We start from the raw sequence: 22,570 nt of genomic DNA, 5'->3' as shown, positions 1-22,570 counted from the left end.
TTATTTTGTATTCGCTTCCTGAGAAGTTTTAATAATTTTTGTTATTATGTTTATTATATGCTCAATTTCAATTAAATAATTTGTCATCGAAATTGTTGTTAGATTAGATTTATCCAATAAACGCAACCAATATTTGGTTTCTCTCGCTTCTTTAGAGGCAATTGCCATTTTGTGAACAAAATCTTTTCTAGATTGGGCTGCCAATAGCTTCTTCGACATTTGCCCCAATACTTGTTGCAGACCTTAATATTTGTTTAGAAATTATGAATTCGTTTTCCTTTTTTAAAGAGATGGAAAGATTTACTATACTCAGTGCAAAATCAAATGTTTTTGTAGCGATTATATTTTCTTTCATCTCGTTTAAAATTTTGAATTCATCATTTAAAATAAATTAAAGCAACTCGTATACCCCAGCACTACCTTGACCTGTTCCCACACACATGGTAACAATTCCGTATTTATTACCACGACGTTTCATTTCGTCGAATAATTGAACTGACAGTTTAGCTCCGGTACATCCCAGTGGGTGTCCCATTGCAATCGCACCACCATTAACGTTGACGATATCAGGGTTCAAATTAAGTTCTCTTATTACTGCTAGCGATTGTGAGGCAAAAGCTTCGTTTAATTCAATTAAGTCAATATCATTTAAAGATAAACCCGCTTGTTTCAATACTTTTGGTATTGCTTTTACAGGTCCAATTCCCATTATTCTAGGCTCAACTCCTGCAGAAGCAAAGTTTACTAATCTTGCGATAGGTTCAAGATTAAGTTCTTTTACCATTTCTTCACTCATAACAAGTACAAAAGCAGCACCATCACTCATTTGTGATGAGTTACCGGCTGTTACACTTCCACCAGCTTCAAAAACAGGTCTTAAACCAGCTAAGCCTTCTATTGTAGTACCGGCTCTAGGTCCTTCATCTTTATTTACTACATAAGATTTCGTTTCTTTTTTACCATTTTCATTGATAAATGTTTGTTCTACTGTAATAGGAACAATTTGTTTATCAAATTTACCATCAGCTTGCGCTTTCAAGGCTTTCATTTGAGAGTTGTAAGCAAACTCATCCTGATCCTCTCTTGAAACGTTAAATTGCTTTGCTACTGCTTCGGCTGTTAAGCCCATTCCCCAGTAGTAATCTTCGTGTCCTGCTTTTGCTACAGCATAATCCGGAGTTGGTTTGTAACCTCCCATCGGAATAAAACTCATGCTTTCGGCACCACCAGCAATAATACAATGCGCCATTCCTGACTGAATTTTGGCTGTAGCCATACCTATTGTTTCTAATCCAGAAGCACAGTATCTGTTAACAGTTACTCCAGGGACATCTTCAATTTTTAATCCCATCAAAGAGATTAAACGTCCCACATTAAGTCCTTGTTCTGCTTCAGGCATAGCATTTCCTACCATAACATCATCAATACGAGTTTTGTCAAAATCTGGCAATTCACTCATCATATACTGAATGGTTTCTGCTGCTAACTCATCAGGTCTTTTAAATCTGAACACACCTTTAGGAGCTTTCCCCACGGCTGTTCTGTATGCTTTTACTATATAGGCTGTTTTCATAATGTTATTTTGAATTTTGAATTATAAATTTTAAATCATTTGTTGGCATAAATATTTCGAGACATTTAAAATTCAACATTTATAATTTAAAATAATTAATTACGTAGCGGTTTCCCTTTGGTTAACATAAATTGGATTCTTTCCAATGTTTTTCTTTCTGTACAAAGCGATAAGAAAGCTTCACGTTCCAGATCCAATAAATATTGTTCTGATACTAATGTTGCCTCAGATAAATCACCACCAGCCATTACATAAGCTAGTTTGTTAGCAATCTTCTTATCGTGTTCAGAAATGTATTTTCCAGCTTCCATTTGGTCTGTACCTACTAAGAACATCCCTAGAGCTTGTTTTCCTAATACTTTTACGTCCGTTCTACGGATAGGTTGTGTATAACCAGCTTCGGCCATTAATAAAGCATGTTTCTTTGCTTCAGCAATTTGACGGTCTTTGTTTACCACAATAATATCTTTACCGTGCTGTAAAAGCCCAGTGTCAAAAGCTTCGTAACCTGAAGTTGATACTTTTGCCATAGCGATAGTCAAGAAATATTCTTGCAATACATTAAGCTCCACATCATTTTTATGGAATAAATCTGATGCACGCAATGCTAGTTCTTTAGAACCACCACCACCAGGAATAACACCTACACCAAACTCAACAAGTCCCATATATGTTTCTGCAGCAGCAACAACTTTATCAGCATGCAAACTCATTTCGCATCCACCACCAAAAGTCATTCCGTGTGGTGCTACTACTACTGGAATAGAAGAGTAACGTACACGCATCATTGTATCTTGGAAAGTTTTGATTGCCATATTCAACTCATCATATTCTTGTTCAACGGCCATCATAAAGATCATTCCGATGTTTGCTCCAACAGAGAAGTTTCCTGCTTGATTACCAATAACTAATCCTTGGTATTCTTGTTCGGCTAAGTCAATTGCTTTATTGATGGCTTGTAAAACATCACCACCAATAGTATTCATTTTTGATAAGAACTCTAAGTTGATGATTCCATCACCTAAGTCAGTGATAACACCACCACTGTTGCTCCATATTTTTTTGCTTTCGCGAATGTTGTTCAGGATAATAAAATCATCTTGACCTGGAATTTTAGTTTGTGCTTTTGTAGGAATGTTGTAAAAATTAGTTGCACCATCGTTAACAGTGTAAAAACTTTTATTTCCTGCAGCTAGCATCTCATTTACCCAAGCAGCCGGTTCAAGACCTTCCGCTTTCATAATTGCGATTCCTTTTTCTACTCCAATAGCATCCCAAATTTCGAATGGACCATTTTCCCAACCGAAACCCGCTTTCATAGCGTCGTCAATCTTGTATAGTTCGTCTGAGATTTCAGGTATTCTATTCGATACATAAGCAAACATACCTGCAAAACTTTTGCGGTAAAACTCACCTGCTTTGTCTTTTCCTTTTACTAAAACTTTAAAACGATTGATTGGTTTATCAATAGATTTAGTTAATTCAAGTGTAGCAAATGATGCTTTTTTAGCGGCTCTATATTCTAATGTGTCTAAGTCTAAAGTCAGAATTTCTTTTCCTACTTTTTTGTAGAAACCTTGTCCTGTTTTACTACCTAGCCATTTATTCTCCATCATTTTATTGACGAAATCTGGTAATTTGAATAAGTCGTGTTGTTCATCATTTGGACAGTTTTCATAAATACCGTTCGCAACGTGAGCTAAAGTATCTAATCCTACTACATCTACCGTTCTAAAAGTAGCCGATTTTGGGCGACCGATAACTGGACCAGTCAATTTATCTACTTCTTCGATAGTTAAACCCATTTCTTTAACCAAATGGAATAAACTTTGAATACCATAAATTCCAACGCGGTTTCCGATGAAGGCAGGAGTGTCTTTAGCAACAACCGAAGTTTTTCCTAAAAACTTTTCACCATATATAGTAAGAAAGTCTAAAACCTCAGATGAAGTTTGTGGACCAGGAATAATTTCGAATAATTTTAAGTAACGTGCAGGGTTAAAAAAGTGTGTCCCACAGAAGTGTTTTTGGAAATCTTCAGACCTTCCTTCACTCATAAAGTGAATAGGAATTCCCGAAGTGTTTGAAGTAATCAAAGTACCCGGTTTGCGGTATTTCTCTACTTGTTCAAATACTAATTTTTTGATATCTAATCTTTCTACAACAACCTCGATAATCCAATCAACGTCGGCAATTTTTGCCATATCGTCTGTTGTGTTACCAGTTGTAATTCGGTTAGCGAATTTTTGGCTGTAAATAGGAGAAGGTTTCGATTTTAAGGCATTATTTAAATGCTCATTTACCAGGCGGTTGCGAACAATTTTACTCTCTAATGTCAATCCTTTTTTTTCTTCTACTTCAGTAAGTTCTCTAGGAACGATATCGAGAAGTAAAACTTCGACACCAATATTGGCAAAATGGCATGCAATTCCCGAACCCATAATTCCGGATCCGATTACTGCAACTTTTTTAATTGTGCGTTTCATTGTCTATTTTTTCAGTTTGATTAAATATATTTTTATTTTGAATTAATTCGTTGATCGTTTCTGAGACTTCAATAAAGTGTTGTAATTTTTCATCCGTAATGTGATTTTTTACGGTTTCATTGAACTTTAATACAGTGTTTTTTGATAAAACTCTTTTTTCTTTACCTAACTCAGTCAAGTAAATTAATACACCACGACCGTCATCGGGATTTTTTTTTCGAATGATTAAACCCTTATCTTCCATTGATTTTAAGGTCCTGGTAAGGCTAGTGGCTTCCATTCCCATTTTAGGACCTAATGATGTAGAAGGAGTACCTTCATTTTTATCCATGCTCAATAATGCAAACCCAGTTGCCATAGTGGCACCATACTTAGAAGCTTCTTCATTGTACATTCTTGAAACGGCTTGCCATGTAGCTCTTAAAATGTAATCTATTGTTTTATCTTTCATATGTAACTATATCGATTTCAAATATAACAAAAAAATACTATGCATGCATAATAAAATCAATTATTTTTATGTTAAAAATTTATTATTGTAAAAAAATATGGTCAGAAAAGGAGGTTATTTTTAACAAACTGCCAAATTATCGAAGTTCTAGTAAACGTTTCCGTTTATAGATACTTGCACACTAACTCCTTTTCTTATTGAAATAAGGATATTAAAAGCACTATTTTTATGAATCAGATGCGTATTGGGAATATGAAAAATTACGGTTTTAGATTCTATTCTTAGAACGATAACATGAATTTTAAATATTTAAAACTGATTCATGAATGTTGCAAGCAAAAAAAGATAGTCATGCTGATTAACAATACACACAGTAAATACATGTTTTCGTCATCGGGAAAAATGTATTTCTATGATAACCAACTTAAGAGAAAGTAGCCATTAGCTGTTACAATAACTGAAACAATAAATTTTTTGCTTTCCATAGTTTTAAGTGACTAATTATTAATGTATTAAAAGTATTGAAAAATTTACAATAAATCATTAAAAATTATAAAAAACAGTAAATACGCAATATCTAAAGCTTTTTTAATTAGACAAATAGGAGGGAGTAAATCCTGCAAAACATTCCTAAGAGAGTAGGGTGTACAGCAGTGACTAAAATTTTATTTTATACTTTTTTAAAAGTACCGTTATCCACGTCTTTTAGAAATTTTATAAGGCCGTTAAAATATGTTTTTTGATCATCATATTGTGAAAGGTGACTGCCATTAGGACAAAATAGAAACCGTCCGTTTTGCACTTCGTTGGCAATCCATTTCATATGCTCTGGGTCCATAGTGTCATATTTAGAACCGATTGTCAATGTAGGGACTGTAATTGTTTTTAGTTTGTCTTTTACATCCCAATTTTTTAGTGATGCATTCCCAGTGATACCAAATTCACTGTGTCCTTGCATAAATACATATACATTTGGGTTAATGTGTTTGAAACAGCGGTTAATAGATTCAGGCCATTCTTCTAATGATTTTCTTAGAATGTGTTCTGTGTAATAATATTTGAAAAGAAGTTCGCTGTATTTTGGATTATCATAGTCATCATTTTTCTCCATTTCCTGCAATTCTTTTAGGATTTTAGGATCCATTTGCGGAGCAAGGACTTGTTGGGCATAGGTATTATATTCAGGAATACTGGCCATCATATTAGATATGATTAGACCTTTTAGATTTTTTTGGTACTTTAAGGCATATTCCATAGCAAGTATTCCGCCCCAGGATTGACCTAGAATATAAAAGTTAGAACTGTCTGCTCCTAATGCGATTCGAACTTGTTCCACTTCCTCAACGAAACGTTCGTTAGTCCATAAACTGTTATCGTTAGGTTGCTCACTATAGTACGATCCCAATTGATCATAATAAATGTATTCGATGCTTTCATTTGGGAAATAACCGTCGAAACATTCATATAATTCGTGCGTTAATCCTGGTCCACCGTGAAGTAATAATACTTTAATTCTAGGGTTATTCCCCACGGTTTTTGTCCAGACTTTAAAGGTGCCTTTTGGGGTAGTTATTGGAATCATTTTGATGCCTCCCGTATATTGATCTTGCCTTTTAGAATAATCTAAATAATTGGCTTTAATTGGATCTTCTTCTTTCTTTTGCCCGCAATTAGAAAATAATATAATACTTAATATAGAATAAAATAGAATTTTTAATTTCATGGTTACGGTATTTTTTAGTTATGCTTACACAGCAAGATAAGTTGGCGGACCATAGATTTTATCGAATAAATCAATGTATTTTTCCATCACTAATTTTCTTTTTAGTTTTAGTGTAGGTGTCAGCTGACCGCCTTCAATAGACCAAACATCTGGTGTTAGTTCGAATCGTTTGATTTTCTCCCAATTACCAAATTTTTTATTTAAGAAGTCTATTTCTTCCTGAATTCTATCGATTACTTTTTTGTTTGATATTATCTCTTCATTACTTGCTCCCAGCTCTATTTTATGAATAATAGCCCATTCTTTAACGAATTCAAAGTCAAGCTGAATGAAAGCTGCCGGCATTTTTTGTCCGTCACCAATGACCATAATTTCCGCTATGAAACGAGATTGTTTCATGGTGTTTTCAATAAGTTGTGGTGCTATATATTTCCCTCCCGAAGTTTTGAACATTTCTTTCTTACGGTCCGTGATTTTTAAGAAACCATCTTTGTCAAATTCACCTATGTCACCAGTATGGAAATAACCGTCTACGATAACTTCGTTAGTTAATTTCTCATCTTTAAAGTAACCAACCATTACGTTCGGACCTTTGCAAAGGATTTCGCCGTCTTCGGCAATTTTAACATCTACATTATCAATTACTTTTCCAACAGTTCCTACTCTGAAACCTCTGTTTCTCATATCATTTACAGATATAACAGGAGATGTCTCTGTTAAACCATATCCTTCCATCACTGGAATTTCTGCCGCAGCAAAAATGCGCGCTAATCTTGGCTGTAGTGCGGCGCTTCCTGAAACCATTAAATCCAGATTACCACCTAATCCTTCTTTCCATTTGCTGAAAATTAATTTTCGGGCAATTTTAAGCTGCATTTCATACCATAGTCCATTAGCACCATAAGGTTCATATATCAATCCTAGATCAATTGCCCAAAAGAACAATTTCTTTTTTATCCCAGTTAATTCTGCTCCTTTAGCATAGATTTTATCGTATACTTTTTCGATAAGTCTTGGAACAACTGTAATTACTGTAGGTTTTACTTCTTTTATGTTATCACTTATTTTGTCTATAGATTCCCCAAAATAAATCGAAACACCATAATATTGGTGTAAATACAAGATCATTCTTTCAAAAATATGACAAACAGGAAGGAAGCTTAGCGCAGTACTTTTTCCCGCTTCAAATGGTATTCTAAGTGCGCTATTAAGTACATCTGACACAATGTTATTGTGCGAAAGCATAACTCCTTTTGGTCGTCCTGTAGTTCCAGATGTATAAATTATAGTTGCTAAATCATCCGGTTTAACGGAACTTTTACAGGCATCAACCTCGTCTTGATTGCTCTGGTCTTCACCAAGAACGAGTAGTTCTTTCCAGTTTTTACAACCTTCAATAGGGTTAAAAGAATATATTTCTTTCAGGTGAGGAACTTTATCTTTTATTAAGTTTACTTTTTGAAGTATTTCTACGTCAGATACAAAACAATATATTGCTCCTGAGTGGTTCAATATGTATTCATAATCTTCTTCGGTTATTGTTGGGTAGATGGGTACGTTTTGGGCTCCCACTTGAAGAATACCAATATCCATAATATTCCATTCTGTTCTGTTGCTAGAAGAAATAACGGCGATCTTATCGTTTTTTTTAATTCCCATTCGCAAAAGTGCCCTTGAGACTGCATTGGCTTGAGCTATATATTCTTGTGTAGATGTTTTTATCCATACACCGTCCTGCTTCGTATTTAAAGCATCTGGAATTGAAGTATATTTGTCTTGTTGATAATAAGGAAAATCAAAGAGTCTAGTTACTTGAGTCATTATTCGAAGGTTGAATTTTATTGCAAATTAATTAAAAAATGACAATAATTTTGAATTTTAAAAATTAAAATGAAAAAAAATATTCGATATGTGTTTTCTTTTACGAAAACGATTTCTTACTTTGAAGTTTAAAAGCTTGATTATAAGTAAAAAAAAAAGAGTTAAGAGTAGTTTTGTTTTAAAAAATAATATTTTAGAACAATTAGAAGTGTTTTTACTTTTACTATGATTTATAGTACAACAAAGCCAAATAGTGCAATAATATAAATACAAACTTAACATCTGATAGGTGTGATTTTTTGTAAAGTAATGGTTTCTAAATTAGCTATATATTTTCTGGTACTGCTCTTTATATAGTTCTTTAATGTTTTTACGTTTTAGTTTTAGTGTAGGAGTCAATTGTCCACCGTCAATTGACCACACATCTGCAGTCAATTCAAATCGTTTGATTTTTTCCCAATTTCCAAATTTTTCATTCAAATTGTTAATATCCTTTTGTATGCGTTCCAATACTTTTTGATGAACAATATGATCACTATTTGTTTTTCCAATATCAATTTTATGGATGTTTGCCCATTCTTTGAGGAATTCAAAATTAGGTTGAATAAGTGCTGCCGGCATTTTTTGTCCTTCTCCTATGACCAGAATTTGTTCAATAAAACGGGATTGTTTCATTGTGTTTTCTAGTAATTGTGGCGCTATGTATTTGCCTCCTGAAGTTTTGAACATTTCTTTCTTTCGATCCGTGATTTTTAAGAAGCCGTCTTCGTCAATATTCCCAATGTCTCCAGTATGGAAGTAGCCTTCCTTAATCACTTCATTTGTTAATTTTTCATCTTTATAGTAGCCTAACATTACGTTAGGACCCTTACAAAGGATTTCCCCGTCTTCGGCAATTTTTACTTGTACATGCTCAATTACTTTTCCTACGGTTCCTATTCTTAATCCTTTATTATTTAAGTCATTAAATGAAATTGCTGGGGAGGTTTCGGTTAATCCATAACCTTCCAAAATAGGAATGTCTGCTGCCGTAAATACACGAGCTAATCTAGGCTGCAAGGCAGCGCTACCGCTTACAATCAATTCGAGGTTCCCACCTAATCCTTCTTTCCATTTGCTAAAAATTAATTTTCGAGCAATTTTAAGTTGCATTTCATACCATAAACCATTGGCTCCATATGGCTCAAATCGTAATCCTAAATCTATAGCCCAAAAGAAAAGCTTCTTTTTTATTCCGGTTAGTTCCGTTCCTTTTGCGTAGATTTTATCGTATACCTTTTCAAGTAGCCTTGGTACAGCAGTGATCATAGTTGGTTTTACATCTTTTATATTATCGCTGATTTTCTCTATAGATTCCCCAAAATAAATGGAAACACCATGATATTGATATAAATATAAAGCGGTGCGTTCAAAAATATGACAGACAGGCAAGAAGCTTAACGCTTTAGCTTTTCCGGCTGGAAACGGAACTAAGTTAACAATTGCAAGGACATTAGAAACTAGATTGTTATGCGAAAGCATAACCCCTTTTGGTGTTCCAGTGGTTCCAGAGGTATATATAATGGTAGCTAAATCGTAAGGTAGTACTTTTTCTTTTCGTTCTTCTAGTTCATTTTGATTGCTTTGGTCTTCGCCAATAAGAAGCAATTCTGACCAGTTTTTACAACCTGGAATTTCATCGAATGAGTACACTTCTTTTAATGCTGGAACTTTATCTCGTATTGAATTTATTTTTTCAAATATTTCCACATCAGATATAAAACAATAAGTTGCGCCAGAATGATTGAGGATGTATGCATAATCATCTGCGGAGATTGTGGGGTAGATGGGTACGTTTTGCGCTCCGGTTTGTAAAATACCAATATCCATGATACTCCATTCGGTTCTGTTATTAGTGGAAATTAGGGCAATCTTATCGTCTTTTTTAATGCCCATCATCAAGAGTGCCCTAGAAATAGTATTGGCTTTGGAAATAAATTCTTCAGTTGAAGTTTTTATCCAAACACCATTTTTCTTTGTTGCTAAAGCATCTGCGATTGAAGAATATTGTTCTAGCTGATAATACGGAAAATCAAAAATTCTAGTTACGGCTGTCATCGCATAATATTTAATAGTGATGCAAAATAGTTAAAAAATAAGGATAATTATTATTTTTTTAATAAATTACACACAGGTATCAGCAATATTAAGGCGGCCATAGTTTCTTTGTCTCATCAATTGCAATGAAATATATTTAGGATGGTTTTATTTACTTACTTTCTATTTTCTCTGGATTACAGATTGTTTGAATTAGTCCTGTGGAGCATCTTAATAAGATGACAATGTAGTGCTCTTTTTACGAAGGTATACTTTTCTAAAAGTGGAGTTTTTATAGACCGTTTATGTTTTTCAAATTCAGTATTTGGTTTTGTATAAAAAATCACTAAAAGTGGGTATTGCTGTTAGAATTTATTTCATATAATTTAGCGTCCAAATATTGAAAATAGATGTGGCTTTTATTTAAAGCTATTTAGCAATCTATATTCAGACAGTTTTAAAAGTGTAATTAAAATGTAGTTAGCAATTTAATAATATATAGAATGACGAATTTAGAAAAAATTAGAAAAGTAAATGAATTGCTTATCGAAGTAATTAAAGACGAGGAGTACCAAGTTGAAAGTTCTTTGAGTGGTTTAAAGGATGTCGTTTTAAGCATCGTTGCCGACTATTGGTTAACTATTAGGGAACCTGAAATTTTCATGGCTAATGTCGAAATTGACCTAGATGATTTTTTAGTGGAAGATACATTGGTAGAATAGGAATTTAAGATTCAAATAAGATAGTTTGATTACCATATAAAAGAGTTTAATACTTTTCAGAATAGAGTAGTAAAGAGTAGTTGTATTGTGTAGCTAATAAGAGTGTACAGATAGAGAAAGCAGAAAGTATTAAAAAAACTTTCTGCTTTTTTTATGCGCCAAAAGGTATCCACTTTTATTGCTTTTGATAAAAAGACATCGCATTTTAGATTGCTAATCATTATTTATTTAACCTAGTTTAGAATGTAAATAGTAGGCACGCATAGTATATTTGGTTATATTTGTTTAAATTAAAACTTTAAGTTATGACAAAACCTACTTTGACTTCTCTTTTGAAAATTGATAGACCATTAATAATGGCGCCTATGTTTCTAGTTTCAAATACTAAAATGGTAATTGAAGGAATGAAATCTGGTGTTGCAGGTTGTATCCCTGCCTTAAATTACCGCACACTAGAGGAACTGCGCGATTCCATATTGGAACTTAGGGCAGCTAAAGTACCAGGAGGTAGTTTTGGTTATAATTTGATCGTGAATAAATCGAATATCAAATACAAAGACCAATTAGAAGTTTTGTGTGCTGAAAAAGTAGATTTTATAATCACTTCCTTAGGGTCGCCAGAAGAAACGATTAATGCTGCTCATAAAGTGGGTATTAAAGTTTTTTGTGATGTTACCGATTTGTCTTTTGCCAAAAAGGTAGAAAGCTTAGGTGCTGACGCCCTAATTGCTGTTAACAATTTGGCCGGTGGTCATAGAGGAGCACAATCTCCAGAGCAATTGATTAAAGAATTAAATGAAAATACGGAATTGCCTGTTATTTCTGCAGGTGGCGTGAGTACTAAAATAGATTTGGATAAAATGTTAAGCTATGGCGCCGTAGGTGTATCTGTGGGGAGTCCTTTTATCGCCTCATTGGAGTCCGATGTTTCTGAGGAATACAAACAAGCCTGTGTTGATTATGGTGCTAAGGATATCGTTCTGACTGAAAAAATATCAGGGACACCTTGTACGGTTATTAATACGCCTTACATTCAAAAAGTGGGAACGAAACAAACTTGGTTAGAACGCACTTTAAATAAAAATAAAAGCTTGAAAAAGTGGGTAAAAATGATCCGATACATGATGGGATCAAATGCTGTTACTAAAGCTGCTACTGAATTTACCTATAAAACGGTTTGGGTTGCTGGACCAACTATCGAACAGACAACTGCAATACGCCCAGTTTCGGCAATTGTTGATACCTTAACGGTTTAATTTTAGAGAGAAGGGAGAACTTGTAAAATCTCCCTTCGCTAAAAAAAGCATTGGTCAATCAAGCGTTAGTGTGGTAAAGAGGCATCGACTTCCCGTTTTTTTTAATTTTTTATACTGATTTCTATACCTCAAAGCTATCCTGCCACTGTTGATTACTCTTAGGTTATTAAATTATTTATAAGAACGTAAGGCTTCAACATCGCAAATATTCCTTTTAAATCATTTAATTATCATTGTTTACTATTACATTAGATAAGCTATTTATTAGCGAATTTTAGAATAGAATAAAAACTTATTGTATTTCAGGGAGGTAGATATGGAATGTTGTACCAATATTTATAGTGCTTTCTGCTTTTATATACCCATTATGATTCTCAACAATTTTTTTCACAATGGCTAATCCTATCCCAGTTCCAATGTATTTTTCTTTACCACCCAATCTCTGAAACAATTCAAATATTTTGTCACTGTATTCCTGATCAAAACCAATACCATTGTCTGTATAGCAGATGTGGCAATAGTTCTTATCTTCATCCAATGCAATAGCATCAAATTGACTTCCTTGATCAATCACACAGGAAATAGTGATGTATGGTGCAACATCAAGTTTAGCAAATTTCAATGAATTACTGATTAGGTTTTGAAGTAACTGTCTAATCTGAAAAGGAATGATTTTTAATTCACATGTATTTCCTATTTCGATAATCCCTTTACTCTGTTCTAATTCTTCAAACAAATCACTAGTGGTCTCAGCTATAATATTATTTAATGATGCTAATTCGAATTTCTTTTCGTGATTACTAGTACGTGAATAAGCAAGTAAATCTTGAATTAATGTTTGCATCCTATTAGCAGATGTTTGAATTTTGTAAAAATAATCAATTGCAAAATCAGAAAGATTGTTTTTTTCTTTGTCGATAATTCTTGAAGCAAAGATTTGAATTTTTCGGAGTGGTTCTTGTAAATCATGACTTGAAATGTAGGCGAAAGATTGTAGCTCTTTATTCATTTTTTCCAAATCAATATTCTTTTGTTTTAGCTCAGCTGTTCTTTCAGAAACTTGTTTCTCTAATTCATTGGCAAACATTTTTTGGTCTTGAATATCAGTACTGGTTCCTACCCACATTTGAATCTTTCCATTTTCATCTCTTTGAGGGGTCGCCCGGCTTAATTGCCAGCGATATTCTCCATTAAATTTTCTAAAACGATGTTCTACTAAAAAATCCGCACCAGTTGTAATTGAATTGATCCATTCTTCAATATTTTTTTCTCTGTCATCAAGATGTACAATCTTAATCCATCCTTCTTCTAAAATCTCCTCTAATGTACTGCCAGTAAAATCAAAAACGGACTGGTTAAAATAGTTCAGATTCCCGGAAGGGTCTGATGTCCAAACAAACTGCGGCATAGAATCAGCTAGCAATCTGAATTTTTGTTCTCTTTCCAATAATTGTTGTTGAATGAAACGTTCTTCAGAAATATCGCGGATTGTTCCAAGAATTTCAAAAGGTTCATTGTCAGAATCGAAAAAAACTTTACCTTTTAATTCGGCCCAATGAATCGTATTATCTTCCCAAATGATTCGAGCTACATAGTATAAAAACCCGGTTATGTATGACCTTTCAAAAGCTTCTTTTCTTATTTGTAAATCCTCTGGATGAAAATTTTTAAGCAATTGATCATGAGCTAAATCCCTTTTCTCTTTGTAACCAAGAATTTCTATACAGCGATCAGAACAGTTTGAAACATTTGTCTTTAAGTTGTACTCCCATATTCCTAATTCACTGGCATTTATGACAATATTTAATTTTTCTTCGTTAGCTTCAACTATCTGTCTTGCAATCACTTGTTCGCTGACGTCAAAACCTACAGCCATAATTCCATTTACTTTTCCGTTACTGTCATAAAGCGGTTCGTAAGAAATATTGATGTAAACAGTTTCTAATTCTGATTCTCTTAATAATTTAAGAGGGAGTTCGGTGGCTGAAAACGGACAGTCATTTTGATAGACATCATAAAGTACATCGGCAATACCTTGAGTAGATAACTCTGGCATCGCTTTTAAGAGGGGTTTGTTTAGAATTTCAATTTCAGTTCGTCCCCATAACTCCAGCGCTTTCTCATTAGCAATTTCGACAATGAGGTCAGGTCCTCTAAAAATAGCCATCGCCACAGGTGCCTGAACAATTAGCTGTCTTAGGTTAGCTTCACTAGTTTTTATTTTTTCTTCATATTTTTTACGTTCAGTGATATTAGGACTGACTGTAGCAAGTCCTATTACTTGATCTGTTACGGCATCTTTTATTCTGATTCCGTTCCAATGAATCCAAAAAGGGATACCTGTTTTTTCGTTCCAAAATTGAACTTCATTATATTCTGTTTCACTACATAATAGCTGTGGAAAATTTTTTTCAGCATATATTCTATCTTGTGGATATATGCAATCCATCATAGTTCTTCCTTCATAAGATTCCCATCCTAGCATTTTTAGACCTGCAGGATTGATAAATTGTACCGTTGAGTCTATTCCGGTTAAACCAATATATTCTTCACTTGCTTCAATAATAGCAATTAATTTTTGTTTTTCTTTTTCGGCAAGTGATTTTTCTGTGATATCTTGAACAGTGCCGTTGAATCGAATAGCGGCCTTGTCTTCATTAAACCAAACTCTTCCTTTTACTCTAACTACTCTTTCTTCTCTTGTTACGTAATTTTGTAATGTATATTCAATGTCAAATTTTCCTCCTGAGTCATATTGCAATGCCCTTTCAATTGCATCTACTACTCTTTTTCGGTCTTTTTCAATAATTGCATTAATTGCTGAAGAAATATCAACTTCAGACTCGCTAGAAAAACCAAATAACTCTTTTAGACGTGTATTTGCTGTAAATTTATTAGTAGTAGGATTCAAGTCAAAAGTTCCTAATTCAGTTGCCTCAATTGCAAATTGTAACTGATCATTACTCTCTTTTAAGTCTTTTTGATACTTTGTTTTAACAGTAGTTTCAACTACGGTAACCAGAACACCGCCTACCTCACCATCATCAATTCTAATAGGGCTATACGAAAAATCAAAATAACAATCCTCTAAAACGCCATTTCTGTATAATTGAAATAACATATCTGGGTGCCTTACAGCCCTCCCTTTTAAAACCTTATCAAACATTGGTTCAGCAATCGTCCATACCTCATTGAAGGTTTCTTTTGTTTCATTCCCTAAGGCATGTGGATGCTTACTTGACCCTAATATTGGTATATAATTGTCATTGTAGATTTGTATGTATTCTTTTCCCCAAGCAATTAACATGGGAAAAGGATTCTCGAGCATAACTGCAACCATTACCTGTAGGCTTTTAGGCCACTGATCTGGTACTCCCAATACGGTGTTAGTCCAGTCTTTTTCCCTCATTAATTTACCCATCTCTCCACCATTGGAAAGAAAGTTGTAGCTTTTATTGTTAAATGGCATTTGATTGGGGAATTAAGTATAATTTGCAAAAATGAAATTGAATAAGATTAGTATAAAAAAAGAAGCTTTTAATCTTAGAATTTATTGTCTTAATTTTTCTTTTAATATGGGATAGATTGATTTTTGTTTGGTTCTTAAAGTGTTTTTTATAAACCAACAAAATAGCATCTTTAAAATTATAAAGAGCTAATTTTATATTCAACAGAAAGTGATTTAAATCAGCTATGAAAATCATTTTGTACTGCATATTCGGGATTAAATCAAATTTATATTTTTTTTTAATCTTTCCTTTTAGCAAATGATTTACAATTGTCTCATGGAATAGATGTAATAATAAATTATTCAAAAATATTAAATTAAAACTATATTTTGAATAAAATAATAGATGTTTGATTAAATTAATGAGGCAATTATTTTTTTAGGAATAAAACTAAAGTATGATGCCAAAATGCGGTAAGCTGAAGTTTCTTAATATAATAATGATTCGTCTTACTTTGAAGTTGTAAAAACTTTGAGGTAATTTTTTATTCTAAATTTCGCGCTTTTAATTCTTTTTGTATTTCGTTTTCTAAAAGCTTATTGTTTGTTGAATTTCTAATAATTACATAGGTAATAATTAAAGGAAAGAAAGTAAAAAAACCAAAACCATTTTTTACTGCACTGTAACATACAATTCCAATAGTAACTCCAATAATTGTAGCGTCAATTATTTTATTGTTTTTTACTTTTTTCATTTTCTCCAAAAGTTTTTGGTCATTTAATTCTGTTAAGTTTTCAGGTTTCATTAATCTAATTTTATTTTTAAGTTGCTGCTTGTGTTACTCTTAAATTTCTACAAACCTTTTAATCTATTGCGTTTTGTATTTTATTGATCTCCTATTTTGAAAATGGTCGTTTTACCAACTACTAAAATATACTAATTAATTTTACAAATTATTTTATTGGGTAAATAATCTGAACAGTGCATAGCTTGTTTGAAGTGCGTGAAGGATAGCAGCGAAAATCCTCCCGATTTTTTTTTCGGGAGATTGTAGCGAATAGCCTGACCCTTGCGGTCACGCCCAAAATAATTTAAATAGACTCCACAAAAAAAAGCGCTCTCTTTCGAGAACGCTTTATATATAAAAAAATCACTACAATTTATTTTTTGTCAATCCATTTTTTAGCATTTACAAAGGCTTCGTGCCAAGGCGAAACTTCATCGTTTCTATCCTTTGGATAATGTGCCCAGTTCCACTGGAAAGTAGAACGCTCAATGTGTGGCATCATTACTAGGTGACGACCCGTTGTATCGCAAAGCATGGCTGTGTTAAAATCAGAACCATTTGGGTTTGCTGGATATCCTTCATAACCGTATTTAGCAACGATGTTATAATTTTCTTCGCCCATTGGTAAGTTGAATTTTCCTTCTCCATGTGAAACCCAAACTCCTAATGTGCTTCCTGCTAATGTAGACAGCATCACTGATTTGTTATCCTGTACCGTTACTGAAGTAAAGATACTTTCGTGTTTGTGGCTTTCGTTGTGTAACATTTTTCCGTGAACTTCGTGCTCTGGATTGATTACTTCGAGTTCCATAAACAACTGACAACCGTTACAAATTCCTACTGATAAAGTATCTTCACGTTTGAAGAAGTTTTTCAAGGCAGTATTTGCTTTTTCATTGTATTTAAAAGCGCCCGCCCAACCTTTGGCAGAACCCAATACGTCTGAGTTAGAGAAACCTCCCACAGCTCCTATGAACTGAATGTCTTCTAATGTCTCACGACCTGAAATCAAATCAGTCATGTGAACATCTTTTACATCAAAACCGGCTAGGTACATGGCGTTTGCCATTTCGCGTTCTGAGTTACTTCCTTTTTCACGGATAATTGCCGCTTTTGGTCTCTCGACTCCGCTCGAGATGACAGGTTTTTTTCCAGTGAAATGGGTTGGAAAAGTATAGTTTAACGCTTGGTTTTTGTAATTGTCAAAACGTGCTTGCGCCATTCCGTTTTTAGATTGTTTTTGGTCTAATAAAAAGGATGTTTTAAACCAAATGTCTCTGTATTTAGCAATGTCTAATTTGCAAGGACCAAAGTCTAAAGTGGCTTCGGTAGTTACCGTTCCCATTTTGTAGAAAGCAACGTTGTTTGCGTTTAGTTTGTTTTCTAATGCAGCATCGTCTTTTGCTTGGAAAACGATTCCGATGTTCTCAGCAAACAGATATTTGATGATATCTTTCTCTTCAAAAACAGAGAAGTTTATTTTAGCTCCTAAATTATTATCAGCAAAACACATTTCCAGTAGGGTAGTGATCAAGCCACCACTTCCTATGTCGTGTCCAGCAAGAATATTGTCTTCTAGGATTAATTCCTGCATCGTATTGAAGGCTCTTTTGAAGAAAGCTGCATCTTTAATCGTTGGTGCCTCTTTCCCAATCGTGTTCAACGTTTGTGCAAGCGAAGAACCACCTAGTTTGTATTCATCTTGCGATAAATTGATATAATAGATAGAACCACCATCTCTTTGTAAAACGGGTTCTACCACTTTTCTAATGTCAGTACAATTTCCACCTGCTGAAATAATAACCGTTCCTGGCGCAATTACTTCTTCATTTGGATATTTTTGTTTCATCGAAAGTGAATCTTTTCCTGTTGGAATATTGATCCCTAATTCGATTGCAAAATTCGAACAACTTTCTACGGCAGCGTACAAACGAGCATCTTCTCCTTCGTTTTTACAAGCCCACATCCAGTTAGCCGAAAGTGAAATTCCGTCCAAACCATCTTTTATTGGTGCCCAAACGATATTTGATAAAGCCTCAGCAATAGCAGTTCTACTTCCTGCAACAGGGTCAAGTAAGGCCGCTACAGGCGAATGCCCTATAGAAGTTGCAATTCCTTCTTTCCCGTTGTAATCTAAAGCCATTACACCACAATTATTCAATGGCAATTGCAATGGTCCTGCAGTTTGTTGTTTGGCTACTTTTCCACCTACACAACGGTCCACTTTATTTGTCAACCAGTCTTTACAAGCCACAGCTTCCAGTTGAAGCACCTGTTCCAGATAGGTTGATATGTTTTTTACGTTATAGTCTAAATCAGCATATTTTCTATCGATTGTTGTATCGGTCATAACTACTTTTGGCGAACTTCCAAAAAAGTCTTCCAAAGCAAAATCCATTGGTTTAGCACCTGTAGTTTTTGATTCGAAAGTAAAACGATGGTCTCCAGTTACGTCACCTACTTGGTACATAGGAGCGCGCTCTCTATCAGCAATTTTTTGTAAGGTGTCAATGTCTTTCTGACCAATAACTAATCCCATTCTTTCTTGAGATTCGTTACCGATAATCTCTTTCGCCGAAAGGGTAGGGTCACCCACAGGCAATTTGTCTAAATCAATTAAACCTCCTGTGTCTTCCACTAATTCTGAAAGACAGTTTAAGTGTCCTCCAGCTCCGTGATCGTGAATAGATACGATTGGATTTTCATTGCTTTCTACCAATCCACGAATGGCATTGGCAACTCTTTTTTGCATTTCTGGATTCGAACGTTGGATTGCATTTAACTCGATACCAGAACTAAAAGCGCCTGTATCTGCAGAAGAAACTGCAGCTCCACCCATTCCTATTCTATAATTTTCTCCACCTAGGATAACGATTTTGTCTCCTGTTTGCGGTGTTTTTTTAATGGCTTGCTCTAATTTTCCGTAACCAATTCCACCCGCTTGCATAATCACTTTGTCGAAACCTAATTTACGGGCATCTTCTTCGTGTTCGAAAGTAAGGACAGAACCTGTAATAAGCGGTTGTCCGAATTTGTTTCCAAAATCAGAAGCACCGTTAGAGGCTTTTATTAAGATATCCATTGGTGTTTGGTACAACCATTTTCTTTCGGCCATTCCATTTTCCCATGGTCTGTTACCCTGAGCGGAGTCGAACTGGGCTTCTAGACGAGAATAAGAAGTCATGTAAACTGCCGTTCCTGCCATAGGCAATGAACCTTGTCCACCCGCTAGACGGTCTCTAATTTCTCCACCTGAACCAGTTGCAGCACCGTTGAAAGGCTCCACTGTAGTTGGGAAATTATGTGTTTCTGCTTTTAAGGAAATAACTGAATCAAATTCTGTTACTTGATAGAAATCAGGTTTGTCTGCGCTTTTTGGAGCAAATTGTTCTACACGAGGCCCTTTTACAAAAGCCACATTGTCTTTGTATGCTGAAACGATGTCGTTAGGATTTTCTAATGATGTTTTCTTAATCATTTTGAATAAAGAAGATTCTTTTTCTACGCCATCGATAACAAATTTTCCATTGAAAATCTTGTGACGACAGTGCTCTGAATTAGCTTGTGAGAAACCAAATATTTCAGAATCAGTTAGTTTTCTACCTAATTTAACGGCTAAATTATCTAGGTACTCTACTTCTTCTGGGCTTAAAGACAATCCTTCTTGCTTGTTGTATGCCGCAATATCATCAATATCCAAAATTGCTTCTGGTGCGATATCGATGGTAAAAATAGTTTGATTTAACTCGGAGTATTTTTGCGAAAGCATTGGGTCAAAATCTTCAGCATCAGCTGTAGTATAATGAAACTCCTCAATTCTGATGATTCCTGAAATTGCCATATTTTGGGTAATTTCTACGGCGTTAGTACTCCAGGGAGTTACCATTGCGGCGCGGGGACCAACAAAAAAATCCGTCAGTACGGATTTTTCGATTTTATTTGAGTCGGCAAAAAGCCAGTTTAATTTTGAAATGTCTTGAGCTAAAATTTCGCCTTGCGTTTGTACTGCAAAAATTGCTTTGCTTTGGTTTTCAAAGAAATGGATCATTGTTGTGTCGTTTGTTGTATTACGGTGCAAATTTAGTCAATTAAGATTAAAATTTCTAATAAAAAAAGCGGCATAATTGCCGCTTTTAAAATGGATGTTATTTTTGTGTCAACTAGTTGACAATGATCTTTTTAATAGAAGTTTTTGTGTCATCCGTTATTTTTATCAAATACAGTCCTTTGTTCAGGTGTGAAATTGATAAAGGTGTTCCGTTAGTATTATTTTTTTCAAAAACTTTTTGTCCTAAAATAGTATAAATTTCAACAGAAAAGGCTTTGTTTGAATTGTCTATAATAAAGTTACCATCAGAAGGGTTTGGGTATATGGTGATATCGTTTCCATCTATAACTATTTCTTCTTTTACCCTTTGAGAACTTATTTTGCTTCCAAGATTATTACAAGTATCTGCCGCATAAGAATCCCATTCAGCTGTTTTATTAAAAGTTGTTTTTGGGCCTGTTACGGTTGCTTTTCTTCTTAAGGTTACATCGGCGGCAAAGTTTGCAGTACCACCATTGAACGTTCCAATGATGTCGATAAGTACTCCGTTTTTAAATAAACCGATGGCATCATTACCATTGAAAGTCATTTCGGCCGCAGTAGTAGAAATGTTGGCTGAACTTGTAGGATAACAGCTTGATGACATAGAACTGTTTACCAAAGTAAATTTACTTCCGTTATTTAATGTTCCGCTTAAGGTGATTCCTGAGCTCCAAGATCCAGCACCGTTAGTTTGTTTTTTTACACTGTAAACAGATAGATTAATGGCGATACCTGTAGCATTTGAAATCTCAAGCGCTTTGTTGTTTGAAGAGCCTTCAATATACTCTGAAAACAATAGTTCAGTTGTTGAGCCCGCGGCTGCTGTAGTAGTACTATTTACGGAGTTGCTTGAAGCCGAAATGTTTCCTGCGGCATCTTTTGCTTTTATTGAAAAAGTGTAAGCTGTAGCAGCTGTTAACCCAGTAAAAGTATATGAAGTTCCAGTAACGGTAGTTTTTAAGCTTGTTCCTTGGTAAACATTGTACCCTGTTACGGCTACGTTATCAGTTGAGCCAGTCCAAGATAAATTAGTGGTAGTTTGAGTTGTTCCTGAAGACACTAAATTCGTAGGAGTTGAAGGTGCTTGAGTATCCGCTGTTGGATTCCATACTTGCTGAACATATTCAGGATGGTCAATGTAAGGGTTTCTATTATTTTGAGTAGCGTAAATAGCATTGTTACGGGCAATTTCTCGCGGACTAACAGGGTCTAAGGCATTCCAAGCTAAGAGCATGTTTAAAAAGGAAGTTGTAAAAACTTGAGTGCTAGTTCCGTTAAACATCGGGTAGGCATATCCAGAAACAGTGGTTTCATAACGAGTAGCAAAATAGAAATACATTCTGGCAATGTCTCCTTTAAATTCGTCAATTGGTTCAAAAACAGTTCCTGAATACCCTGAAACGGAACTAGAACCTAATTTACTTCCGTTCAGCGATGTCCAGGTTGTTGCTGCAACAGTTCCATGCGGATAGTTGGATCGCTGTCCATTTACTTTTCCATCGGTTGGAGTAATAAAATGAGCATCGGAAACCATCGGAGAAGCAGAACCAAAAGTTGATTGCGGAATAATATGTTCTCTGTTATAACAATCACCTTCTGCTGAGTAGTTTCCGCATCTTTGAGTACTTGTTGAAGAATAATTATAAGGGTCGGTACCTGAAGGTTTTTCAGAATACATGTCTAGAACAGTTCCGTCATTTTCGTAATAATAATCCCTGTCTGATGTTTGATAAGTAGTATATAATCCAGCATACCCTTTGTCTGTCTGATCTTTAATAATGTTATATAACTGGGTTTTTAAAGCATATCCAGTTCCTGTAGCTGCGCTGTAATAGCCAGTAGGGATTTGCGCTTTTCCCACGAAAGTTAATAGTAGCGCGAGAAAAAGTAATTTTTGTTTCATAAAAAGAGTGTGTTAATTAAATTTAAATTAAGAGGGTGAAATTATTAAAGAAAGGCTGTGCTTAGGACCATGTAATGTTAAGGAATTGTAACCTTTAGTTTTATTTTTATTGAAAATATATGTTTCAAAATGTATTTAGATAGAGTGGTGGGATTTGTACATTTTTAAGAATCTTAAAACCTATTTAATAGAGCGAGTCTCCTTTTGCGAAAGCAGCATTATTATGTAACTAA

12 protein-coding genes and 1 pseudogene are annotated in these 22,570 nt (G+C 34.4%); 2 read left to right on the top strand and 11 right to left on the bottom strand.

The genetic code is table 11. From position 1 onward, the window contains the following. From QO182_RS03430 to QO182_RS03400, 7 genes and pseudogenes are all read right to left on the bottom strand, one after another. A pseudogene (locus QO182_RS03430) lies at positions 1 to 355 on the bottom strand (four helix bundle protein). 36 nt (positions 356 to 391) lie between these two features. Further along, positions 392 to 1,573 (bottom strand): acetyl-CoA C-acyltransferase, encoded by a 1,182-nt coding sequence (locus tag QO182_RS03425; RefSeq protein WP_371542991.1) that lies wholly within the window; start codon positions 1,571 to 1,573, stop codon positions 392 to 394. A gap of 95 nt (positions 1,574 to 1,668) precedes the next feature. Then, positions 1,669 to 4,059 carry a 3-hydroxyacyl-CoA dehydrogenase NAD-binding domain-containing protein gene (locus tag QO182_RS03420; protein WP_371542988.1) on the bottom strand — a complete coding sequence of 797 codons (2,391 nt, stop codon included), beginning with the start codon at positions 4,057 to 4,059 and terminating at the stop codon, positions 1,669 to 1,671. Continuing rightward, positions 4,043 to 4,510: a MarR family winged helix-turn-helix transcriptional regulator gene (locus QO182_RS03415; protein ID WP_371542985.1), complete on the bottom strand. Its 468-nt coding sequence runs from the start codon at positions 4,508 to 4,510 to the stop codon at positions 4,043 to 4,045. The genes QO182_RS03420 and QO182_RS03415 overlap by 17 nt, the downstream gene beginning before the upstream one ends. A 670-nt stretch (positions 4,511 to 5,180) precedes the next feature. After that, positions 5,181 to 6,233 carry a proline iminopeptidase-family hydrolase gene (locus tag QO182_RS03410; RefSeq protein ID WP_371542983.1) on the bottom strand — a complete coding sequence of 351 codons (1,053 nt, stop codon included), beginning with the start codon at positions 6,231 to 6,233 and terminating at the stop codon, positions 5,181 to 5,183. A 24-nt stretch (positions 6,234 to 6,257) separates the two neighbouring features. Then, complete coding sequence (locus QO182_RS03405) at positions 6,258 to 8,054, bottom strand: long-chain fatty acid--CoA ligase (RefSeq protein WP_371559927.1); 1,797 nt, start codon at positions 8,052 to 8,054, stop codon at positions 6,258 to 6,260. A 321-nt stretch (positions 8,055 to 8,375) separates the two neighbouring features. Next, on the bottom strand, positions 8,376 to 10,151 hold the full coding sequence (locus tag QO182_RS03400) for a long-chain fatty acid--CoA ligase (protein WP_371559926.1): 1,776 nt from the start codon (positions 10,149 to 10,151) through the stop codon (positions 8,376 to 8,378). A 482-nt stretch (positions 10,152 to 10,633) separates the two neighbouring features. Between QO182_RS03400 and QO182_RS03395 the strand changes: the two genes are divergently transcribed. Both QO182_RS03395 and QO182_RS03390 read left to right on the top strand, forming a co-directional pair. After that, positions 10,634 to 10,852 (top strand): hypothetical protein, encoded by a 219-nt coding sequence (locus tag QO182_RS03395; protein WP_371542977.1) that lies wholly within the window; start codon positions 10,634 to 10,636, stop codon positions 10,850 to 10,852. A 305-nt stretch (positions 10,853 to 11,157) separates the two neighbouring features. Then, positions 11,158 to 12,108, top strand: a complete 951-nt coding sequence (locus QO182_RS03390; protein WP_371559925.1) for an NAD(P)H-dependent flavin oxidoreductase — start codon at positions 11,158 to 11,160, stop codon at positions 12,106 to 12,108. A gap of 292 nt (positions 12,109 to 12,400) precedes the next feature. Here QO182_RS03390 and QO182_RS03385 read toward each other — a convergent pair whose 3' ends face one another. The 4 genes from QO182_RS03385 to QO182_RS03370 form a co-directional block, all read right to left on the bottom strand. After that, on the bottom strand, positions 12,401 to 15,577 hold the full coding sequence (locus QO182_RS03385) for a PAS domain S-box protein (protein WP_371559924.1): 3,177 nt from the start codon (positions 15,575 to 15,577) through the stop codon (positions 12,401 to 12,403). Between the two features lie 524 nt (positions 15,578 to 16,101). Then, positions 16,102 to 16,362 (bottom strand): hypothetical protein, encoded by a 261-nt coding sequence (locus QO182_RS03380; protein WP_371542968.1) that lies wholly within the window; start codon positions 16,360 to 16,362, stop codon positions 16,102 to 16,104. A 355-nt stretch (positions 16,363 to 16,717) separates the two neighbouring features. Further along, on the bottom strand, positions 16,718 to 20,392 hold the full coding sequence (purL, locus tag QO182_RS03375; RefSeq protein ID WP_371559923.1) for a phosphoribosylformylglycinamidine synthase: 3,675 nt from the start codon (positions 20,390 to 20,392) through the stop codon (positions 16,718 to 16,720). Positions 20,393 to 20,504: 112 nt separating this feature from the next. Beyond that, a complete protein-coding gene (locus QO182_RS03370; RefSeq protein ID WP_371559922.1) occupies positions 20,505 to 22,337 on the bottom strand; it encodes an endonuclease in 1,833 nt (610 codons plus the stop codon). Between the last annotated feature and the right edge of the window lie 233 nt (positions 22,338 to 22,570).

Origin of the sequence: Flavobacterium sp. Arc2 (assembly GCF_041431385.1) — a bacterium.
Lineage (GTDB): Bacteria > Bacteroidota > Bacteroidia > Flavobacteriales > Flavobacteriaceae > Flavobacterium.
This window is presented reverse-complemented; position numbering and strand designations above follow the sequence as displayed.